Source organism: Novosphingobium sp. IK01, from assembly GCF_033242265.1.
GTDB classification, from domain to species: domain Bacteria; phylum Pseudomonadota; class Alphaproteobacteria; order Sphingomonadales; family Sphingomonadaceae; genus Novosphingobium; species Novosphingobium pituita.
Map to the genome: position 1 here is coordinate 1205759 of NZ_BTFW01000001.1, position 15791 is coordinate 1221549.

Genomic DNA, 15791 nt, shown 5'->3' on the forward strand with positions numbered 1-15791 from the left:
AAACTGTCTGTATCAATACAGGAGAGCCTAGCGTGAGCGATAATCAGGCTACTTTGACCGTCGAAGGCAAGTCCATCGATCTTCCGGTCAGGAGCGGTACCATCGGGCCGGACGTGATCGACATCCGTAAGCTTTACGGCCAGTCGGGCAAGTTCACCTATGACCCGGGCTTCACCTCCACCGCCAGCTGCGACAGCGCCATCACCTACATCGATGGTGATGAAGGCGTCCTGCTGCATCGCGGCTATCCGATCGGACAGCTGGCTGAGCACTCCAGCTTCATGGAAGTGAGCTACCTGCTGCTCAACGGCGAACTGCCCAGCCAGAGCGAACTGGACGACTTCACCCGCACGATCACGCGCCACACCATGGTGCATGAACAGCTGACGAAGTTCTACAGCGGCTTCCGTCGCGACGCGCACCCGATGGCGGTGATGTGCGGCGTGGTCGGCGCCCTCTCGGCGTTCTACCACGACTCGACCGACATCGCCGATCCGCAGAACCGCACGATCAGCTCGCACCGCCTGATCGCCAAGATCCCCACGATCGCGGCCATGGCGTACAAGTATTCGGTCGGCCAGCCGTTCGTCTATCCGGACAACAAGCTGTCCTACACCGGCAACTTCCTGCGCATGACCTTCGGCGTGCCGGCGGAAGAATATGAAGTGATCCCCGCCGTCGAAAAGGCGATGGACCGCATCTTCATCCTCCATGCCGACCACGAACAGAACGCCTCGACCTCGACCGTGCGCCTTGCCGGTTCGTCGGGCGCCAACCCGTTTGCGTGCATCGCGGCCGGCATCGCCTGCCTGTGGGGCCCCGCGCATGGCGGCGCGAACGAAGCCGCGCTCAACATGCTCAAGGAAATCGGCACCCCCGACAAGATCCCGCACTACATCGAGCGTGCCAAGGACAAGAACGATCCGTTCCGTCTGATGGGCTTCGGTCACCGCGTGTACAAGAACTACGACCCGCGCGCGACCGTGATGCAGAAGACCGTGCGCGAAGTGTTCGACGCGCTCAAGGTCAACGATCCGCTGTTCGAAACCGCGCTTCGCCTCGAAGAGATCGCCCTCAACGATCCCTACTTCATCGAGAAGAAGCTGTTCCCGAACGTGGACTTCTACTCGGGCATCATCCTCTCGGCGATCGGCTTCCCGACCACCATGTTCACCGTGCTGTTCGCTCTGGCCCGCACCGTGGGCTGGGTTGCCCAGTGGAACGAAATGATCTCCGATCCTGGCCAGAAGATCGGCCGTCCGCGTCAGCTCTACACCGGCCCTGCCGCGCGCGACTACATCCCCGTCAGCCAGCGCTGAGCTGCCAACGGGCATGATCGCCACGGCCTGACCATCGCCTGCAACGCAGGCACCTGATGGTCAGGGCATGAAAAGGCGGCCACGGTTGCCGGTCCTTGCAGGGATCGGCAACCGGGCCGCCTTTTTCATGGGCGGCCCCCTCCCCGGCGCAGGCAGGCCCGCACCAGCCGCCCCTTTGGCGCGCCACCTCTCAACGCTGAGCCCCTCAGCGCGGGGCCCCTCAGCGCGGTGGGGCCGAAGCCACCTGCACCCCGGCAGGCGCAGCCACCGCTGCGGCCTGGGCCACCTTGGCCGTGGGGATCGGCATCATCGCGGCGGGCACCTCGAACGCCAGCGCCTCGACGGTATGGGCACGCAGTTGCTGGCCATTGGTGATCGTCGCGGAATGGCCGGTCACGAAGGCGCCGAGCACGCCGACCGCCACGACCGCCCCGACAGCGGCCCCGGTATTGCCCTCACCCTCCTGACGAAACTTGCCCGAGATGGGAATCTGGCGGTCGCCCAGTTGCAGCCAGTTGAACTCGACTTCCATCTTCGCGGATTTGCCGAATGCGCCCTTGCCCGTCCGGTAGATCACCGTCGCCTCCCCCACGGTGCCGCGCGGGACCACGACGAAACCGTCCTGCACCACGTCGAGAACCGTGGCGATCCTGAACTTGTCGCCGACACGGGCCGATTTCGACGAGAGGTCGTCGTTCGGGGTAACCAGCACCTCGGCATTGGGCGGAAGGGTGATGGTGCGAAATGCGCCAACCTGCTGGACCCCAACCTGCTGAACCCCAGCCTGCTGAACCCCAGCCTGCTGAACCGGGGCCGGTTGGACCGGCACCTGCTGCGCGTTCGCGACCGCGATATTCGATGCAAAAAGAAGAAGTGCCGAACCTGTCATCTTCATGTGAGACCCCCGCTCCAAAAAGCCCGTTCTTTCAACGGTCGGGGGATTGATACGTAGTGTGACTTAGAAACAGAACCGGAACAACATCCGATCAAAATCCATTGCCGTGCCAATTGCCCAGACACTGGCCCGCAAACCGGATCAAAGCCGAAATGGACGCTAAACAGGCAATGAAATCAAGAGACTGAATCCAAAAGGCGGCAACCGGGAAACATCCCGTTCACAGCGAATCTGGACAGAAATCGGGCGCAAACTAGCGCGCGTTGACGATCCCGGCGGCAGGAATGTCGGCGGGCAGGCGCAGGCAGAAGCGGGCGCCTTCGCCCGGCGTGCTCGTCACGGTGAGGTCTCCGGCCATGGCGCGGGCCAGACGGCGCGAGATATAGAGGCCAAGGCCGCTGCCGCCGTCGCCCTTGCGGCCCAGTCGCTCGAACTTTTCGAAGACGCGGGCTGCTTCAGGTCCGGTGAGCCCCTGCCCGCTGTCTTCCACCGCGATCCACGCCGCCCCTCCGTCGAGCCCGCAATCGAGGCGCACGATGGTCTTTTCCGGCGTGTAGCGGATGGCATTGCTCAGCAGGTTGAGCAGGACCTGCAAGACGCGGCGAAACTCGCCAATGGCGGGCACCTGACAGTCCGCCTCGGGCAGGATCAGTTCGATCCCGCGTTCGCGGGCGCGCATCGAGAGGATGCCTGCCGCACGGCGGGCGCAGTCGGCCAGATCGATATGGTCGGGCGCCGGGGCAAAGCCGGGGGCCTCCACCGCGTCGAGATCGGCCAGATCGTCGACCAGCCCGAGCAGATGGCGCCCGGCCTCGGCAATATCGGCAGCGTAGGCGCCATAGGCCTCGGCCAGAGGGCCGGCCAGACGGCTGCGGATGGTTTCGGCGTTGGCGATGATCCGGCTGATCGGCTGGCGCAAGGCGGGGGCCAGATCGCGACCGAGAAAACCGGCCCAGGGCGGAAGGTCCGGGGCGGGCTCTGGTTCCGGTTCCGGCACGCTGGCCGGGAGGTCTGCGGCTTCGGCGCCGGTTTGCCCACCATCATGGGCTCCGAAACGGGCCAGCCCAAGGATCGCCTCGGGCAGGAGCAGGAGATCGAACCCGCCCCCCACGCGCGGCAGCAGGCGCAACCGCCAGCGGCGCGGCGATCCGGCCAGATCGACCACTATGTCGTCGAGCAGGCGCCAGTGCAGGCCCGCCAGCCGCGCGCCTTCGGGCAAACCGAGCGCCAGCGCCCAGTGATGGCCCAGCGCCGAGGCGAGCCCGGCCTCGACATCGGCCAGATCGGAAGCGCGGCAATCGACCGCGATCACCCGCTGGCCCGGATCGAGCAGGACATGCCCCTGGGCAAGATGATGCCAGAGCCCCGCCGGATCGGCAGGGGGAAGATCGTGATCGGGGGCAGCCCCCCGGCGCCCGTCGTGCAGGGCCAGGGCCACGCCCTCCCCTTGCGGAACCGCGCGCGCCTGAAAGACGATCGGCTGATCGCCATCGAGCACGGTGACCTCGCGCGTCTGGGCAAGGCCCGAAAGGCGGGCCTGACGCACCAGCGCCAGCAAGGCTGGCAGGGCCAGCGTGCCCGCCACGCTCCCTCCGGCGCCGCCATGCAGGCGCGCAAGGGCTTCGTCGGCGGTGACCAGCCGGTCTGCGCCATCGCAAAGGCCGCGGATGGGCGCGCGGACCTGATCGCCCGGCGTCATGCCTGTTCCCCGGCCACATGCGCGGCCTGTTGGCCGAGCATCTGCGCCGCATCCTGCGGCGTGATGGCCAGCAGCGCGCCGGGCACGAGGGCATCGGGATGCAGCGCCTGAACGCAGCCCCCCGCCTGCGCGGCAGGAAGCCCGGCCGCCCGCAGCACCAGCACCAGTTCGCCGATCCGGGCTGGCGCGAGCAGCGAGAGGGCCTGCGCGCGCGCGAGGCCTGTCGTCCGGGCCAGCGCGGTCAGGAACAGGGCGGCCCCGCCCTGTGTCAGATCCAGTTGATCCGGGTGCTGATGCGCCGCGCCAGCCCCTTCGCCGGCAAAGCGGCGCAGCAGCGCGAGACGCCCCCGCTCGGCATCGAAACGCAGGCGCAGCGAGCGTTCGGCAATGATCGCCCGGCTGTGCGCGTCGTCCCGGTCTGTCGCAGGAAGGCCGCTGGCATGAAGGTGGAGCGCGGCAAGCGCAATGCGGAACAGATCGGGCGGCAATTCGCCGAGCGGCAACCGCATCCGGCGGCTGTCGAGACAGAAGCGGAACTGCGCCCCGGCCAGCCCCCGTGCGAGGGCAAGGGGCGTGTCGTCTTCGGAGCCCTCGCCCTCCACCGCGAGCGCGGCGAGCAGGAGCGGCGTCAACACACTGTCGATGCCCTGCCGTTCCTCAAGCCGGGCCGTAAGCCGCCATTCGAGCGCAAGGGCGTGAAGACCGCCCAGAAACGTGCCGTTGGACGCCAGCAGGGCCACGAACGCGGCTTGCGCGCCGCCCTCCATGCAGGTGCCGCCTGCATGGGCCGCCCCGGCCAGCGCCTCGACCAGTTGGCGGGCGACATCTTCGAGCAGGCCGCGCACATGGGCGACCACCCCATCCCCCAGGCTGCCATCCGCCTGCCCCAGAGCCAACGGACGCAACAAGGCCCCCGAGGCCCCATGGGCATCAGGCACGCTCAACGCGGCGCCATTGGCGTCCACGGCGCAAGGGTCAGCCCCGCGCGGCGCGTTTCCATTGGGCACAAGCCCGAACGGCTCCACGCCACGGGGATCGGCGGTCATCACCATGATCCGATCTTACGTACCACTGGTTAGCAAGCGGTTAGGAATGAGACCATGCGCCTGTCCCAGCGCCGTGGCAAGCAGCAGCACATCCACAATGCGCAAGGCCCCGTCGAGCGGCAACACCATGGCCACCAGCGCCAGCCCTCCGGCCAGCACGAGGCGATCGCACAGCCAGGCCGTCCAGCGAAAGCCGCGCAGGATCGCAGGGAGAAGCCAGAGCAGCAGGATCAGCACCAGCGGGGCGAACCAGCCCCCCGCCTGTGCCGGATCGCCACCGGTGCTGCCCCCCGGGCCGTGCTCCAAACCATGCCCCAAACCATGCCACGCGCAGACCCCGACCAGCGCCGCGTCGATGACGAAGGGCAACATGCCCCCTCCCCGCACCGGGCCGCCGGTAACGAGCAGGCAATCACGCTCCACCCGCCCCAGCAGGCGCGCCACCTGAAGCACCACCCAGCCCAGCCCCACGAGCGCGAGGCCCAGCGCCGTCCAGCCCCACCAGCCCGCCCCAAGGCCCAGCAGCGCGAGCAGAACCGCCGCCATGCCCACCAGCCAGGGCCGGGTATGGGCATGGAGCAGCGCCGGGCCGAGCCGGCGCACGGCCTTGACCGCCAGCCATTCGCCCGGCGAGCGGACGTGGTCTGTCGCGGTATGCAGCACCAGCCAGTCATTTTCGGCCAGATCGGCCTCTTGCTCGGTCCGCACGAGGCGCCAGCGCCCCTGATCGACCAGCACGCCGGGCACCGCGCGCAAGGGCAGGCGCGCCTGTGTCGCCAACCGCAACAGCGCGGCCACCGGGTTCCAGTCAGACGGAAGATCGCCCAGCATCGCCACGACCCGCCCGGACAGGCGCATGGCCCCGGCCCAGGCATGGTTGATGTCGATCCGCTCGAACCCGGCGGGGGTGCCGATCTCGACCGGCAGGACCAGCACGCCGGGCGCCTCGTCGAGCAGGCGGCGCGCCTCATCGGGCATGGCCAGCAGGCCTTCGGCAAAGACGAACAGTTCGTCCTCGGGCGAAACCAGCGGCACCAGCGCGCGGGCGGCGGCGATCACATGAAAGCGCGCGCCGCGCTGCTCGGCCGCGTGCTGGATCTCGACGATCTCGGGATCGAGCGTTTCGGCATGGACGACGATTCGCGTGCAACCCAGCGCCAGTGCCAGCGCGACCTGATGGCGCGCGATGCTGTGCCCGGCGACATCAAGAAAACCGGGGGCCATAAAACCGGGAGCCGAAAAACCGGAATGGCCGACAACCTGCCCGCCCCCATCGAAGCCGGCTTCATCGCTGCCATCCCCGGCAGTATTGTCCATCAATGCAATAAGTGCGACCCGCAAGTGGCTGCCTCCTGATGAGGGCATCGTAGGGACAGCGTGGCAGCCTGCCAAGCTCGGGCTGGCCCGAGACCGGGGAATGCCCTTGAATGTCAGGCCTGATCAGGGCCTTGCGCGAAATCATCGAGCCACAGGCCGATCCGGCGCAAGACCGCAGGATCACCCGGCGCCCCGTCCAGCGCCTGTTCGACAAGGTCCATCAGCCCGCGCGCATGGAACGAGGCGGCCAGTCCCTTGAGCCGCATGCCCGCCATCGACCAGTTCCCGTCGCAGCGCGAGCGGCGCATCAGGTCGAGCTGGCGCCGCGCGCTTTCGAGGAAAGCCGCGCGCAGTTCGGCAAAAAGCGCCTGATCATCGCCAGCCGCCACCGCCAGTTGCGCATCTATCGGATCGCCAAGATAAGCCATGTTGTGGATGGTGGCCCCTGAGGGCTTAAGGCGGGTTTAACCGCGCCGCATTTCCATGATAAGCATGGGCGCATGACCGGGGGCCCACGCATCAATCCGCCACGCATCGTTCCGATCGAAGCCAGCCAGCCCCAGGCGGGCAGGCCGGATTCCGGTGAGTCCGGGCGCGCGCCATCGCCAAATGTGCCAATCGAGGACGAGGCTGGCGATTCTGCCGACCTCTGGCTTGAGGGCGAAGCGTCCCGGCCCGCCCGCTGGCCACTGGTTGTGGCCGGTGTGCTGGTCGCGGCATGGACCCTGTTCTTCGGCTGGGCCAACGCGGGACGGCTCGTGGCGAGCGGCTCTCCGGGCGATCTGGCCACGGCCATCGGCCAGTGGGCCGGCCCGGCTCTGGTGGTGCTGGTCCTCGTTGCGCTCGTCCAGCGTTCGAGCGGGCGTGAGGCGCGCCGCTTTGCCGGGATCGCCGGGTCGCTCTCGCGCGAGAGCGACCAGCTTTCGGGCCGCCTGCGCGCGATGAACACCGAACTGGCCCTCGCGCGCGATTTCCTCGCCGCCCAGTCGCGCGATCTCGACGCGCTCGGCCGCATCGCCGCCGACCGCCTTTCCACCCATGCCGACAGCTTGCGCGCGCTGATCCTCGAAAACGGCGAGCAGGTCGACAGAATCGCCCATGTCTCGACCAACGCGCTCGACAACATGGACAAGCTGCGCGGCCAGTTGCCGGTCATCGCCAACAGCGCCAAGGACGTGACCAACGCGGTCGCCAATGCCGGGCGCAATGCCCATGGCCAGCTGGAAGACCTGGTCGCCGGGTTCCAGCGGCTCAACGAATTCGGCCTCGCCAGCGAGCGTCAGGTCGGCACCGTGCGCGAGGCCGTGCAGAGCGCGATGGCCGCCCTCACCGCCACCGGCGCCGACCTTGCCCGCCAGACCGAGGCCCGCTTTGCCACCTTGCGCGAGGAAGTCGAGACCCACCGCGCCGCGCTCGATGGCGAGGAACACGCCGCGCTGGCCGCCATCCGCGCCCGCGCACAGGCGCTGGCCGACGCGCTCGACGAACAGCGCCGCACGCTGGGCGCCGCCGAACGCGAGGGGCTGGCCACGCTCGAACAGCGCCTCGCCACGCTCAGGAGCGCCAGCACCGCGCTCGGCAGTGCAATCGCCGATCAGGAAAACGCCGCGCTGGCCAGCTGGCAGGCCCGCAGCGAGGCGCAAGTGCGCGCGCTGCGCACCGCGCTCGACACGCTGACCGCCGCGCAGGACCATGCCCAGGCCGATGCCGAGGCGCGGCTGGCCGCCTTTGCCGCCGCCAGCCACCAGTTGGCGCAAACGCTCGCCAGCGATGGCGCCGCCTTCGACGCGCAACTGGCCGAACGCCGCGCCGCGCTGGTCGCCGGGGCCGACGACCAGCGCGAGACGCTCGCACGCCGCATGGTCGAGATCGACCGCGCGATTGCCGAACGCCGCGCCGCCGTGAACAGCGCCGCCAACGAGGCAACCGAGGCGCTCGCCACCCGCCTGGCCGACCTCGACCGCGCGCTCGACACCCAGCGCACGCGCCAGCAGGACGAGGCCCGCCGCCTGACCGCCCAGTGCGACGTGGCCGCCGCCCATGCCGCCAGCTTGGCCGAAGCCATGCAGGCCTCGGCCGCGATGGGCGAGGCAACTGCGCAGGCGGTCGACCACGCGCTCACCCTGCTGCGCACGCGCCTGTCGGAAACCGGCATCGAACTGACCGCGCAGGAAGACCACATCACCCGCAGCACGCAAGGCGCCGAACGGCTGCTCGAACTCGTCCAGAGCGCCGGGCACCACAGCCGCAGCGAACTGCCCGATGTCCTGCGCGCGAGCGAGGCCGGGCTCGACCGGATCGACCAGCGCATCGGCACCCTGCACGAGGCGCTCGCCGAAGCAGGCCTGCGCAGCCAGGGCGTGGCCGACGCCATGCGCGCGACGAGCGGCGAAGTGGCCGAAACACTGGCCGGGTTCGCCCGCCTGCATCAGGCCTTTGCCGGACAGGCCGACGAACACAAGCTGCGCCTCGACGAATTGCGCGCGACCCTCGAAACCACGCGCGGCGAGGCCGAGGCGCTTTCGGGCGACCTCACCGGAACGCTCGCCAGCGCGATCGACCGTCTTCACGCCGCAGCGCAAGCCGCAGGGGCGGCCATGAGCGGCACCGTGCGCGCCGAGATCGAGGCGCTCGCCGCCCGTCTGGGCGAGGAAAGCAACGCGGCGATTGCCCGCGTGCTTCAGGGGCGCGGGGCCGAGCTGATTGCCCGCCTCGAAGAAGCGCTCGACAGCGCCGCTGCCGCCAGCCGCGACACCGCCGAGCAGATGCGCGACCAGCTCGCCAAGGTCGACGAACTGACCGGCAATCTCGAAAGCCGCGTCGCCCGCGCGCACGAACGCGCGCAAGAGCAGGTCGACAACGATTTCGCCCGCCGCACCGCGCTGATCACCGAGGCGCTCAATTCGGCCTCGATCGACATTGCCCAGGCGCTCTCGGCCGATGTCTCGGAAACGGCCTGGGCTTCGTACTTGCGCGGGGACCGGGGCATCTTCACCCGCCGCGCGGTCAGCCTGCTCGACAATGCCGACGCCAAGGCCGTCCAGCAGCACTACAACGCCGATGCGGAATTTCGCGGCCATGTGAACCGCTACATCCACGATTTCGAGGGCATGCTGCGCCAGCTCCTCTCGACGCGCGACGGCAATGCGCTGGGGGTGACGCTGCTCTCTTCCGACATGGGCAAGCTCTACGTCGCGCTCGCGCAGGGGATCGAACGCCTGCGGACGTAAGATGGCAAGGGCTGCGAAGCTCCCTCAACCCACCCCACAAAAAAACCGCCGCTTCCCAATGGGAAACGGCGGTTTTTTCATGCAGACTTTCCGCAATCAGCTGATCGGTGGAACCGATCCGGGCGGCACGTCGGCATCGATCTCGTGCACTTCGACCAGACCACGGCCGACATGGCTGCGGCTGCGGCTATAGCCGTAATAGACGAACAGCCCCAGCACGGCCCAGCCCACGAACAGCTCCATCGTCTCGGCCGAAAGGCTGCCGAACAGATAGAGACAGCCCAGGATCGAGATCGGCGCGATCACGGTGACCAGCGGGGTGCGGAACGGGCGCACGCGCGCAGGGTCCGTCCGGCGCAGCACCAGCACGGCGACCGACACCGCCGCAAAGGCGAACAGCGTTCCCGAGTTCGACACGTCGGCCAGCAGGCCCACCGGGAAGAACGCCGCGAACAGGGCCACGAACACCCCGGTCATCAGCGTGATGACATGGGGGGTGTGGAAGCGCGGATGCACCTTGGAGAAGAACTCGGGCAGCAGGCCATCGCGGCTCATCACGAAGAAGATGCGGGTCTGGCCGAACATCATCATCAGAATGACCGAGGGCAGCGCAAGGATCGCGGCCAGGCCAACCAGCCAGCCGATGAACGGATAGCCGACCGAACGCAGCGTCCAGGCCAGGGCTTCCTTCGAGCAGACCACGGCGTTGTCGCCAATGGCGTTGCAGGCCTGCGACAGCGCGGGCGAACCGGGCGAGAGCACTTCATGCCCGGGACCATAGACCGGCTGCGCGCCGACCGTGCCGATCACGCCAGCGGCCACCAGCATGTAGAACACGGTGCAGATGGCAAGGCTGCCGATCAGGCCGATCGGCATGTTGCGCTGGGGGTTCTTGGTTTCCTCGGCCGCGGTCGAGACCGCGTCGAAACCGACATAGGCAAAGAAGATCGAGGCCGCAGCGCCCGAGATGCCGACGAAGCCCTGCGGCGCGAAAGGCTGGAAATTGCCCGTCTTGAGCATCGGCACGGTCAACGCGACGAACAGCGAAAGCGCGACGATCTTGATCGCCACGAGGATGGCATTGACCGTGGCACTCTCCTTGGTGCCAAGGATCAGCAGCCCGGTGATGACGACGGCGATGGCCATGGCCGGAAGGTTGACCAGCCCGCCATCGAAAGGCCCGCGCACGAGTTCGAGGGGGACAGTAATGTGCAGGCTGTTCTGCACGAAGCCGACCATATAGCCCGACCAGCCGACCGATACCGCCCCTGCGGCAATCGCATATTCGAGGATCAGGGCCCAGCCCACCATCCAGGCGACCAGTTCGCCCATGACGGCATAGCTGTAAGTATAGGCCGAACCCGAAACCGGCACCATCGATGCCATTTCAGCGTAACACAAAGCTGCCACGGCACAGACGAAGCCGGCGATGACAAAACTGACCATCATGCCGGGGCCGGCCTTTTGGGCGGCTTCGGCAGTGAGAACGAAGATACCGGTGCCGATAACGGCCCCCACACCCAGCATCGTCAGCTGGAAAGCCCCCAGCGAGCGATGCAGCGATTTCTTTTCGGCCGTGGCCAAAATAGCGTCGAGTGGTTTGACGCGTCCAAACATGAAAGCCTCCCGCCTTGGACCGGTGCGGCGGAAACTGTCACGCCATGATGTTGCACCGGAAACCAGGTCATGGGGGGTAACGCTAGCGGCAAGGCCCCGGCGCGCAAAGGGGCTTTTTTCATCCATCCACGCCTGATCGCTTGCGCACGAGCGCCCATCTTGCGGGTTTTCGCCCATGCTATACAAGCGCGCGCCCGCCGTGCATGAACCGTCCGGCCCCAAACCTGCGGCCCCACCTCTCCGGCCACACCTGCCCGCGCGGCTTCTTGTATTTCAGAGGGCAAGGAAAACGATGTCCACCACCTTCCAGCTCGACACCGCCACCAGCCGCGCGCACCCCACGCCCGCGCCGATGAAGCGGCTGACCGTCCCCGCCATCCGCCAGCGCAAGGTCGACGGGCAGACCGCGCAGCCCATCGTGATGCTCACGGCCTATACCGCCCGTCAGGCGCAACTGCTTGATGCCCATTGCGATTTGCTGCTCGTGGGGGATTCCCTGGGGCAGGTCATCTATGGCCTGCCTTCCAGCGTTCCGGTCACGCTCGACATGATGGCCGCCCATGGCGCGGCGGTGGTGCGCGGGTCGTATCACGCGGTGGTGATCGTCGACATGCCGTTCGGCGCCTATGAAGCCTCGCCGGTCCAGGCCTTCGAGGCCGCCGCGCGCCTGCTCAAGGAGACCGGCTGCGCGGGCGTGAAGCTTGAAGGCGGGGCCGCCATGGCCGAAACGGTCGCCTTCCTGACCGCGCGCGGCATTCCCGTTATGGGGCATGTCGGCCTCACCCCCCAGGCGGTGAACCAGTTGGGCGGCTACAATGCGCGCGGGCGCAGCCAGGCCGAAGCCGACAAGATCGTCGCCGATGCGCGCGCGCTCGCCGATGCCGGGGCCTTTGCCATCGTCGTGGAAGGGGTCGTCGAACCGATTGCGGTGGCGGTGACCGAGGCGGTCGCCTGTCCGGTGATCGGCATCGGCGGCTCGGCCCGGTGCGACGGGCAGGTTCTGGTGAGCGAGGATATGCTCGGCCTGTTCGAGCGCGTGCCCCGTTTCGTCAAGCGCTATGCCGAACTGGGCGAGGCCATCGAAGAAGCCGTGGCAACATACGCACAGGACGTGCGCGCACGACGGTTTCCGGGTATCGAACAGACCTATCAACCGAAGTAATTTCCCCCTCCTCCAACTGACAAGAGGACCGCTTGCTCAGGAATTTCAAGGGATCCCTGCTGTTTGCAGGCCTGTGCCTGATTCTGGCCGCCGCCTATGGCTGGTTCCAGACCCACTCCGTCGCGACCACGGCCGGGCTGGTGTGGATCGTGCTGGTGCTTTCCGTGCTGGAAATCTCGCTCTCGTTCGACAACGCGGTGGTCAATGCCGCCGTGCTGGGCGAAATGGACGCGGTCTGGCAGAAACGCTTCCTGACCTGGGGCATGGTGATCGCCGTGTTCGGGATGCGGATCGTGTTTCCGCTGGCCATCGTGGCGATTGCCGCAGGGATCGGCCCGGTCGAGGCCCTGCGCCTCTCGCTTGAAGATCCGGCCCGGTACGAGCAGATCGTGAGCGGGGCCCATGTCGGCATCGCCGGGTTCGGCGGGGCCTTCCTCGCGATGGTCGGCCTCGGCTTCTTCTTCGACGGCGAGAAGGAGACCCACTGGATCGGCTGGATCGAGGAGAAACTGGCGCGCTTCTCGGTGGTCAAGGCCGCCGAGATCGCGCTGCTGCTGGTCGTGCTGGCGGTGATCGCCGCGCAACTGCCCGGCCACGAGGGCTTCACGTTCCTGCTCTCGGGCGCGCTGGGCATTGTTGCCTTCGTGGTGGTCGAGGCCATCGGCACGATCCTCGAACTGCGCGAGGAAGCGCAGAAGGCTGCCGGGGCGGTGGTGAAATCGGGCCTTGGCGGTTTTCTCTATCTCAACGTGCTCGACGCCTCGTTCAGCTTCGACGGAGTGATTGGCGCCTTTGCCCTGTCGAACAACATGGTGATCATCGCGCTGGGCCTGTCGATCGGGGCGATGTTCGTGCGCTCGCTGACGATCATGCTGGTTCGCAGCGGCACGCTGGCCGACTATCGCTATCTCGAACATGGCGCGTTCTGGGCCATCGTGGCGCTGGGCGGGATCATGCTGGCCTCGGCCCGCGTGGAAATTCCCGAGACGGTGACCGGCCTGATCGGCGCCGCGCTGATCGCCGCCTCGCTCGGCTGGTCGGTCCGCTATCGCCGCCGAAACGGGGAAACGGCGCCAGGCGAGGCCTAAAAAGCCCCCATCCCCAACCCTGCCGCCATCAATCGCCCCAGATCGCGGCAGGGGGCGAGCGCCGCCTCGCTGACAGTCTTGTCCGCCAGTATCGTCTCGGGCCGATCCGCGCCCGTCACCAGCAAACAGGGTGGCGCCACGCGGCGCAGGCGCCAGCCGGTCACGATCCGGTCGATCTGGCCTTGTGCCCCCTGCCCCGCCGTTCCCGCCGCGATGGCCGTGGCATAGGCCCGCCCCTCGATCCGCCCGAGCAGCGGATAGTAGCAGCGGTCGAAAAACTCCTTCATCACCCCGCTCAGGCCCCCGAGGTTCTCCGGGCAGACGAACAGGAAACCTTGCGCGGCCAGACAATCGGCAGGCTGGGCAAGCCCCGCCTCCATCAGGCGCACGTTCAGGCTTCCCGGCTCGCCTTCCTCGCGCGCCGCGTCAAAGGCCGCCTGCGCCATGGCCCGCGCCGTCCCGGTGCGGGAATGCCAGACGATCAGCAACATGGTGTCCGTTCCTTTCTCTTGCAGGGCGCCCATGGCGGTCGCCCTCCCCCTGTTTGCGGGTTGGCGCGAAAGCGTCTACCGCCTGCGCCATGACTCCCGTCACTTCCATTACCCATTCGATTTCCGGTCTGGCCTGGCGCTGGCGCGGCGGCAACATGGACATGTCCGGGCGCTTTGGCGCCATGGGCGGCCTCTCGGACGATCTGGTCGACCAGCTCCTGCTCTCGCGCGGGGTGCCCCACGACGATCTTGAGCGCCATCGCCGCCCGACCTTGCGCGATTTCCTGCCCGATCCTTCGCTGTTCCGCGACATGGACGTGGCCGCGCGGCGGCTGGCCGATGCAGTCGTGCGCGGCGAGGCGATCACCGTCTATGGCGACTACGACGTCGATGGTGCGACCAGCGCGGCGCTGCTGCTGCGCCTGTTGCGCGCGCTCGGCGTCGAAGGGCAAGCCTATATTCCCGACCGCCTGCTCGAAGGCTATGGCCCCTCGGGCGAGGCGCTCGTCCGGCTCGGGCGCGAGGGCAGCCAGCTCATCGTCACCGTCGATTGCGGGGCCATGGCGCACGAGGCGCTGGGCCAGGCGCGCGATGCGGGGATCGACGTGATCGTGGTCGATCACCACAAGTGCTCGCCCGAACTTCCCCCGGCGGTCGCACTGGTCAACCCGAACCGCCTCGACGAAGCCGATGAAGCCGCGGCCCATGGCCATCTGGCCGCCGTGGGCGTCGCCTTCCTGCTGGCAGTGGCAACCGTGCGCGTGCTGCGCGCACGAGGCTGGTTCGACCAGCGCCCGGTGCCCGATCTCATGGCCCTGCTCGATCTCGTCGCCTTGGGGACGGTGGCCGACGTGGCGCAGCTCAAGGGCCTCAACCGCGCATTCGTGGCGCAAGGGCTGAAGGTCATGGCCAAGCGCGCCAATGTCGGCATCTCGGCGCTGATCGACGCCAGCCGCATCGCCCGCGCGCCCACGGCCAGCGATCTGGGCTTCGCGCTCGGCCCGCGCATCAATGCCGCCGGGCGCATCGGCGACAGCTCGCTCGGCGTGCGCCTGCTGACCACCGAGAACCCCGACGAAGCAAGCGACATCGCCACCCGCCTCTCGGCCCTCAACGACGAGCGCCGCGCCATCGAACAGGCCGTGCAGGAAGCCGCCGAGGCCCAGGTCGAGGCCCAGCACAACCGCGCGGTGATCGTCGTGGCCGGGCTCGGCTGGCATCCGGGCGTGATCGGCATCGTGGCCGGGCGGATCAAGGAGAAGACCGGCAAGCCCACCCTCGTCATCGCGCTCGACGATGGCGGGCAAGGCGGCGAAGAAGGGCCAGACGCCGGAATGGATGCCGGAATGGGAAAGGGCTCGGGCCGCTCGATCCCCGGCGTCGATCTGGGCGCGGCGATCATTGCCGCGCGCGAGGCCGGGTTCCTGACCAAGGGCGGCGGCCATGCCATGGCCTGTGGGCTGACCATCGCGCCCGACAAGGTCGAGCCGCTGGCCGACTGGCTCGACGAACGGCTCGCCCGCGATGTCGCCAGGGCGCGTGCGGCGCAAAGCCTTGCACTTGATCTTTCGCTCAGCCCCGGTGGCCTCACCCCGGCGCTGGTCGAGGCGCTGGAAGGCGCCGGGCCCTATGGCGTGGGCTGGCCCGGCCCGCGCGTGGCCGTGGGGCCGGTGCGGCTGGTCAAGTGCGATCTGGTGGGCAACGACCATGTCCGCGCCATCGTCTCGGGGCCCGACGGGCGCTCGTTCAAGGCCATGGCCTTTCGTGCAGCGCAGACCGAACTGGGACAGACCCTGCTCCACGGTGGCAAGGGCCGCCAGTTCTGGCTGGCCGGTCGCGCCCGCCTCGACGACTGGGGCAGCCGCCCGGCGGCTGAACTGCACATCGAGGATGCCGCTTTCGCCGATTGAGCTTGCACGGTCAAAAG

The 15791-nt window shown here is 68.1% G+C and carries 12 protein-coding genes; 5 read left to right on the plus strand and 7 right to left on the minus strand.

Translation table 11 applies throughout. The features are described from left to right. The first annotated feature begins 32 nt into the window (after positions 1–32). Positions 33–1319, plus strand: a complete 1287-nt coding sequence (locus tag SBI20_RS05690) for a citrate synthase (protein WP_317974143.1) — start codon at positions 33–35, stop codon at positions 1317–1319. Between the two features lie 220 nt (positions 1320–1539). On the opposite strand, the gene SBI20_RS05695 is transcribed toward SBI20_RS05690, so the two are convergent. The 5 genes from SBI20_RS05695 to SBI20_RS05715 form a co-directional block, all read right to left on the minus strand. Further along, complete coding sequence (locus SBI20_RS05695; RefSeq protein WP_317974144.1) at positions 1540–2214, minus strand: hypothetical protein; 675 nt, start codon at positions 2212–2214, stop codon at positions 1540–1542. A gap of 253 nt (positions 2215–2467) precedes the next feature. After that, positions 2468–3913, minus strand: coding sequence for a sensor histidine kinase (locus tag SBI20_RS05700; protein WP_317974145.1), 1446 nt, complete (start codon positions 3911–3913; stop codon positions 2468–2470). Continuing rightward, positions 3910–4959, minus strand: a complete 1050-nt coding sequence (locus tag SBI20_RS05705; protein ID WP_317974146.1) for a hypothetical protein — start codon at positions 4957–4959, stop codon at positions 3910–3912. Before SBI20_RS05705 ends, SBI20_RS05700 begins: the two co-directional genes overlap by 4 nt. Before the next feature lie 15 nt (positions 4960–4974). Next, entirely contained in the window at positions 4975–6300 is a 1326-nt protein-coding gene (locus SBI20_RS05710) for a hypothetical protein (RefSeq protein WP_317974147.1), read from the minus strand. An 89-nt stretch (positions 6301–6389) separates the two neighbouring features. Then, positions 6390–6704, minus strand: coding sequence for an Hpt domain-containing protein (locus SBI20_RS05715; protein WP_317974148.1), 315 nt, complete (start codon positions 6702–6704; stop codon positions 6390–6392). 72 nt (positions 6705–6776) lie between these two features. Here SBI20_RS05715 and SBI20_RS05720 point away from each other — a divergent pair, with 72 nt between their 5' ends. Continuing rightward, the gene (locus SBI20_RS05720) at positions 6777–9506 is read left to right on the plus strand and encodes a coiled-coil domain-containing protein (RefSeq protein WP_317974149.1); all 2730 of its coding nucleotides are present in this window, start codon (positions 6777–6779) and stop codon (positions 9504–9506) included. A gap of 96 nt (positions 9507–9602) precedes the next feature. Here the strand turns inward: SBI20_RS05720 and SBI20_RS05725 are convergent, their stop codons facing one another. Beyond that, positions 9603–11123: an amino acid permease gene (locus SBI20_RS05725; RefSeq protein WP_317974150.1), complete on the minus strand. Its 1521-nt coding sequence runs from the start codon at positions 11121–11123 to the stop codon at positions 9603–9605. A gap of 292 nt (positions 11124–11415) precedes the next feature. On the opposite strand from SBI20_RS05725, the gene panB reads away from it, so the two are divergent. Together panB and SBI20_RS05735 are read left to right on the plus strand one after the other, a co-directional pair. Then, the gene (gene panB / locus SBI20_RS05730; protein ID WP_317974151.1) at positions 11416–12285 is read left to right on the plus strand and encodes a 3-methyl-2-oxobutanoate hydroxymethyltransferase; all 870 of its coding nucleotides are present in this window, start codon (positions 11416–11418) and stop codon (positions 12283–12285) included. 32 nt (positions 12286–12317) lie between these two features. Next, a complete protein-coding gene (locus SBI20_RS05735) occupies positions 12318–13373 on the plus strand; it encodes a DUF475 domain-containing protein (RefSeq protein ID WP_317974152.1) in 1056 nt (351 codons plus the stop codon). Here the strand turns inward: SBI20_RS05735 and SBI20_RS05740 are convergent. After that, positions 13370–13864, minus strand: coding sequence for an NAD(P)H-dependent oxidoreductase (locus tag SBI20_RS05740; RefSeq protein WP_317974153.1), 495 nt, complete (start codon positions 13862–13864; stop codon positions 13370–13372). The genes SBI20_RS05735 and SBI20_RS05740 overlap by 4 nt on opposite strands. Positions 13865–13953: 89 nt before the next feature. On the opposite strand from SBI20_RS05740, the gene recJ reads away from it, so the two are divergent. Then, entirely contained in the window at positions 13954–15774 is a 1821-nt protein-coding gene (recJ, locus tag SBI20_RS05745; protein ID WP_317974154.1) for a single-stranded-DNA-specific exonuclease RecJ, read from the plus strand. Positions 15775–15791 lie beyond the last annotated feature (17 nt).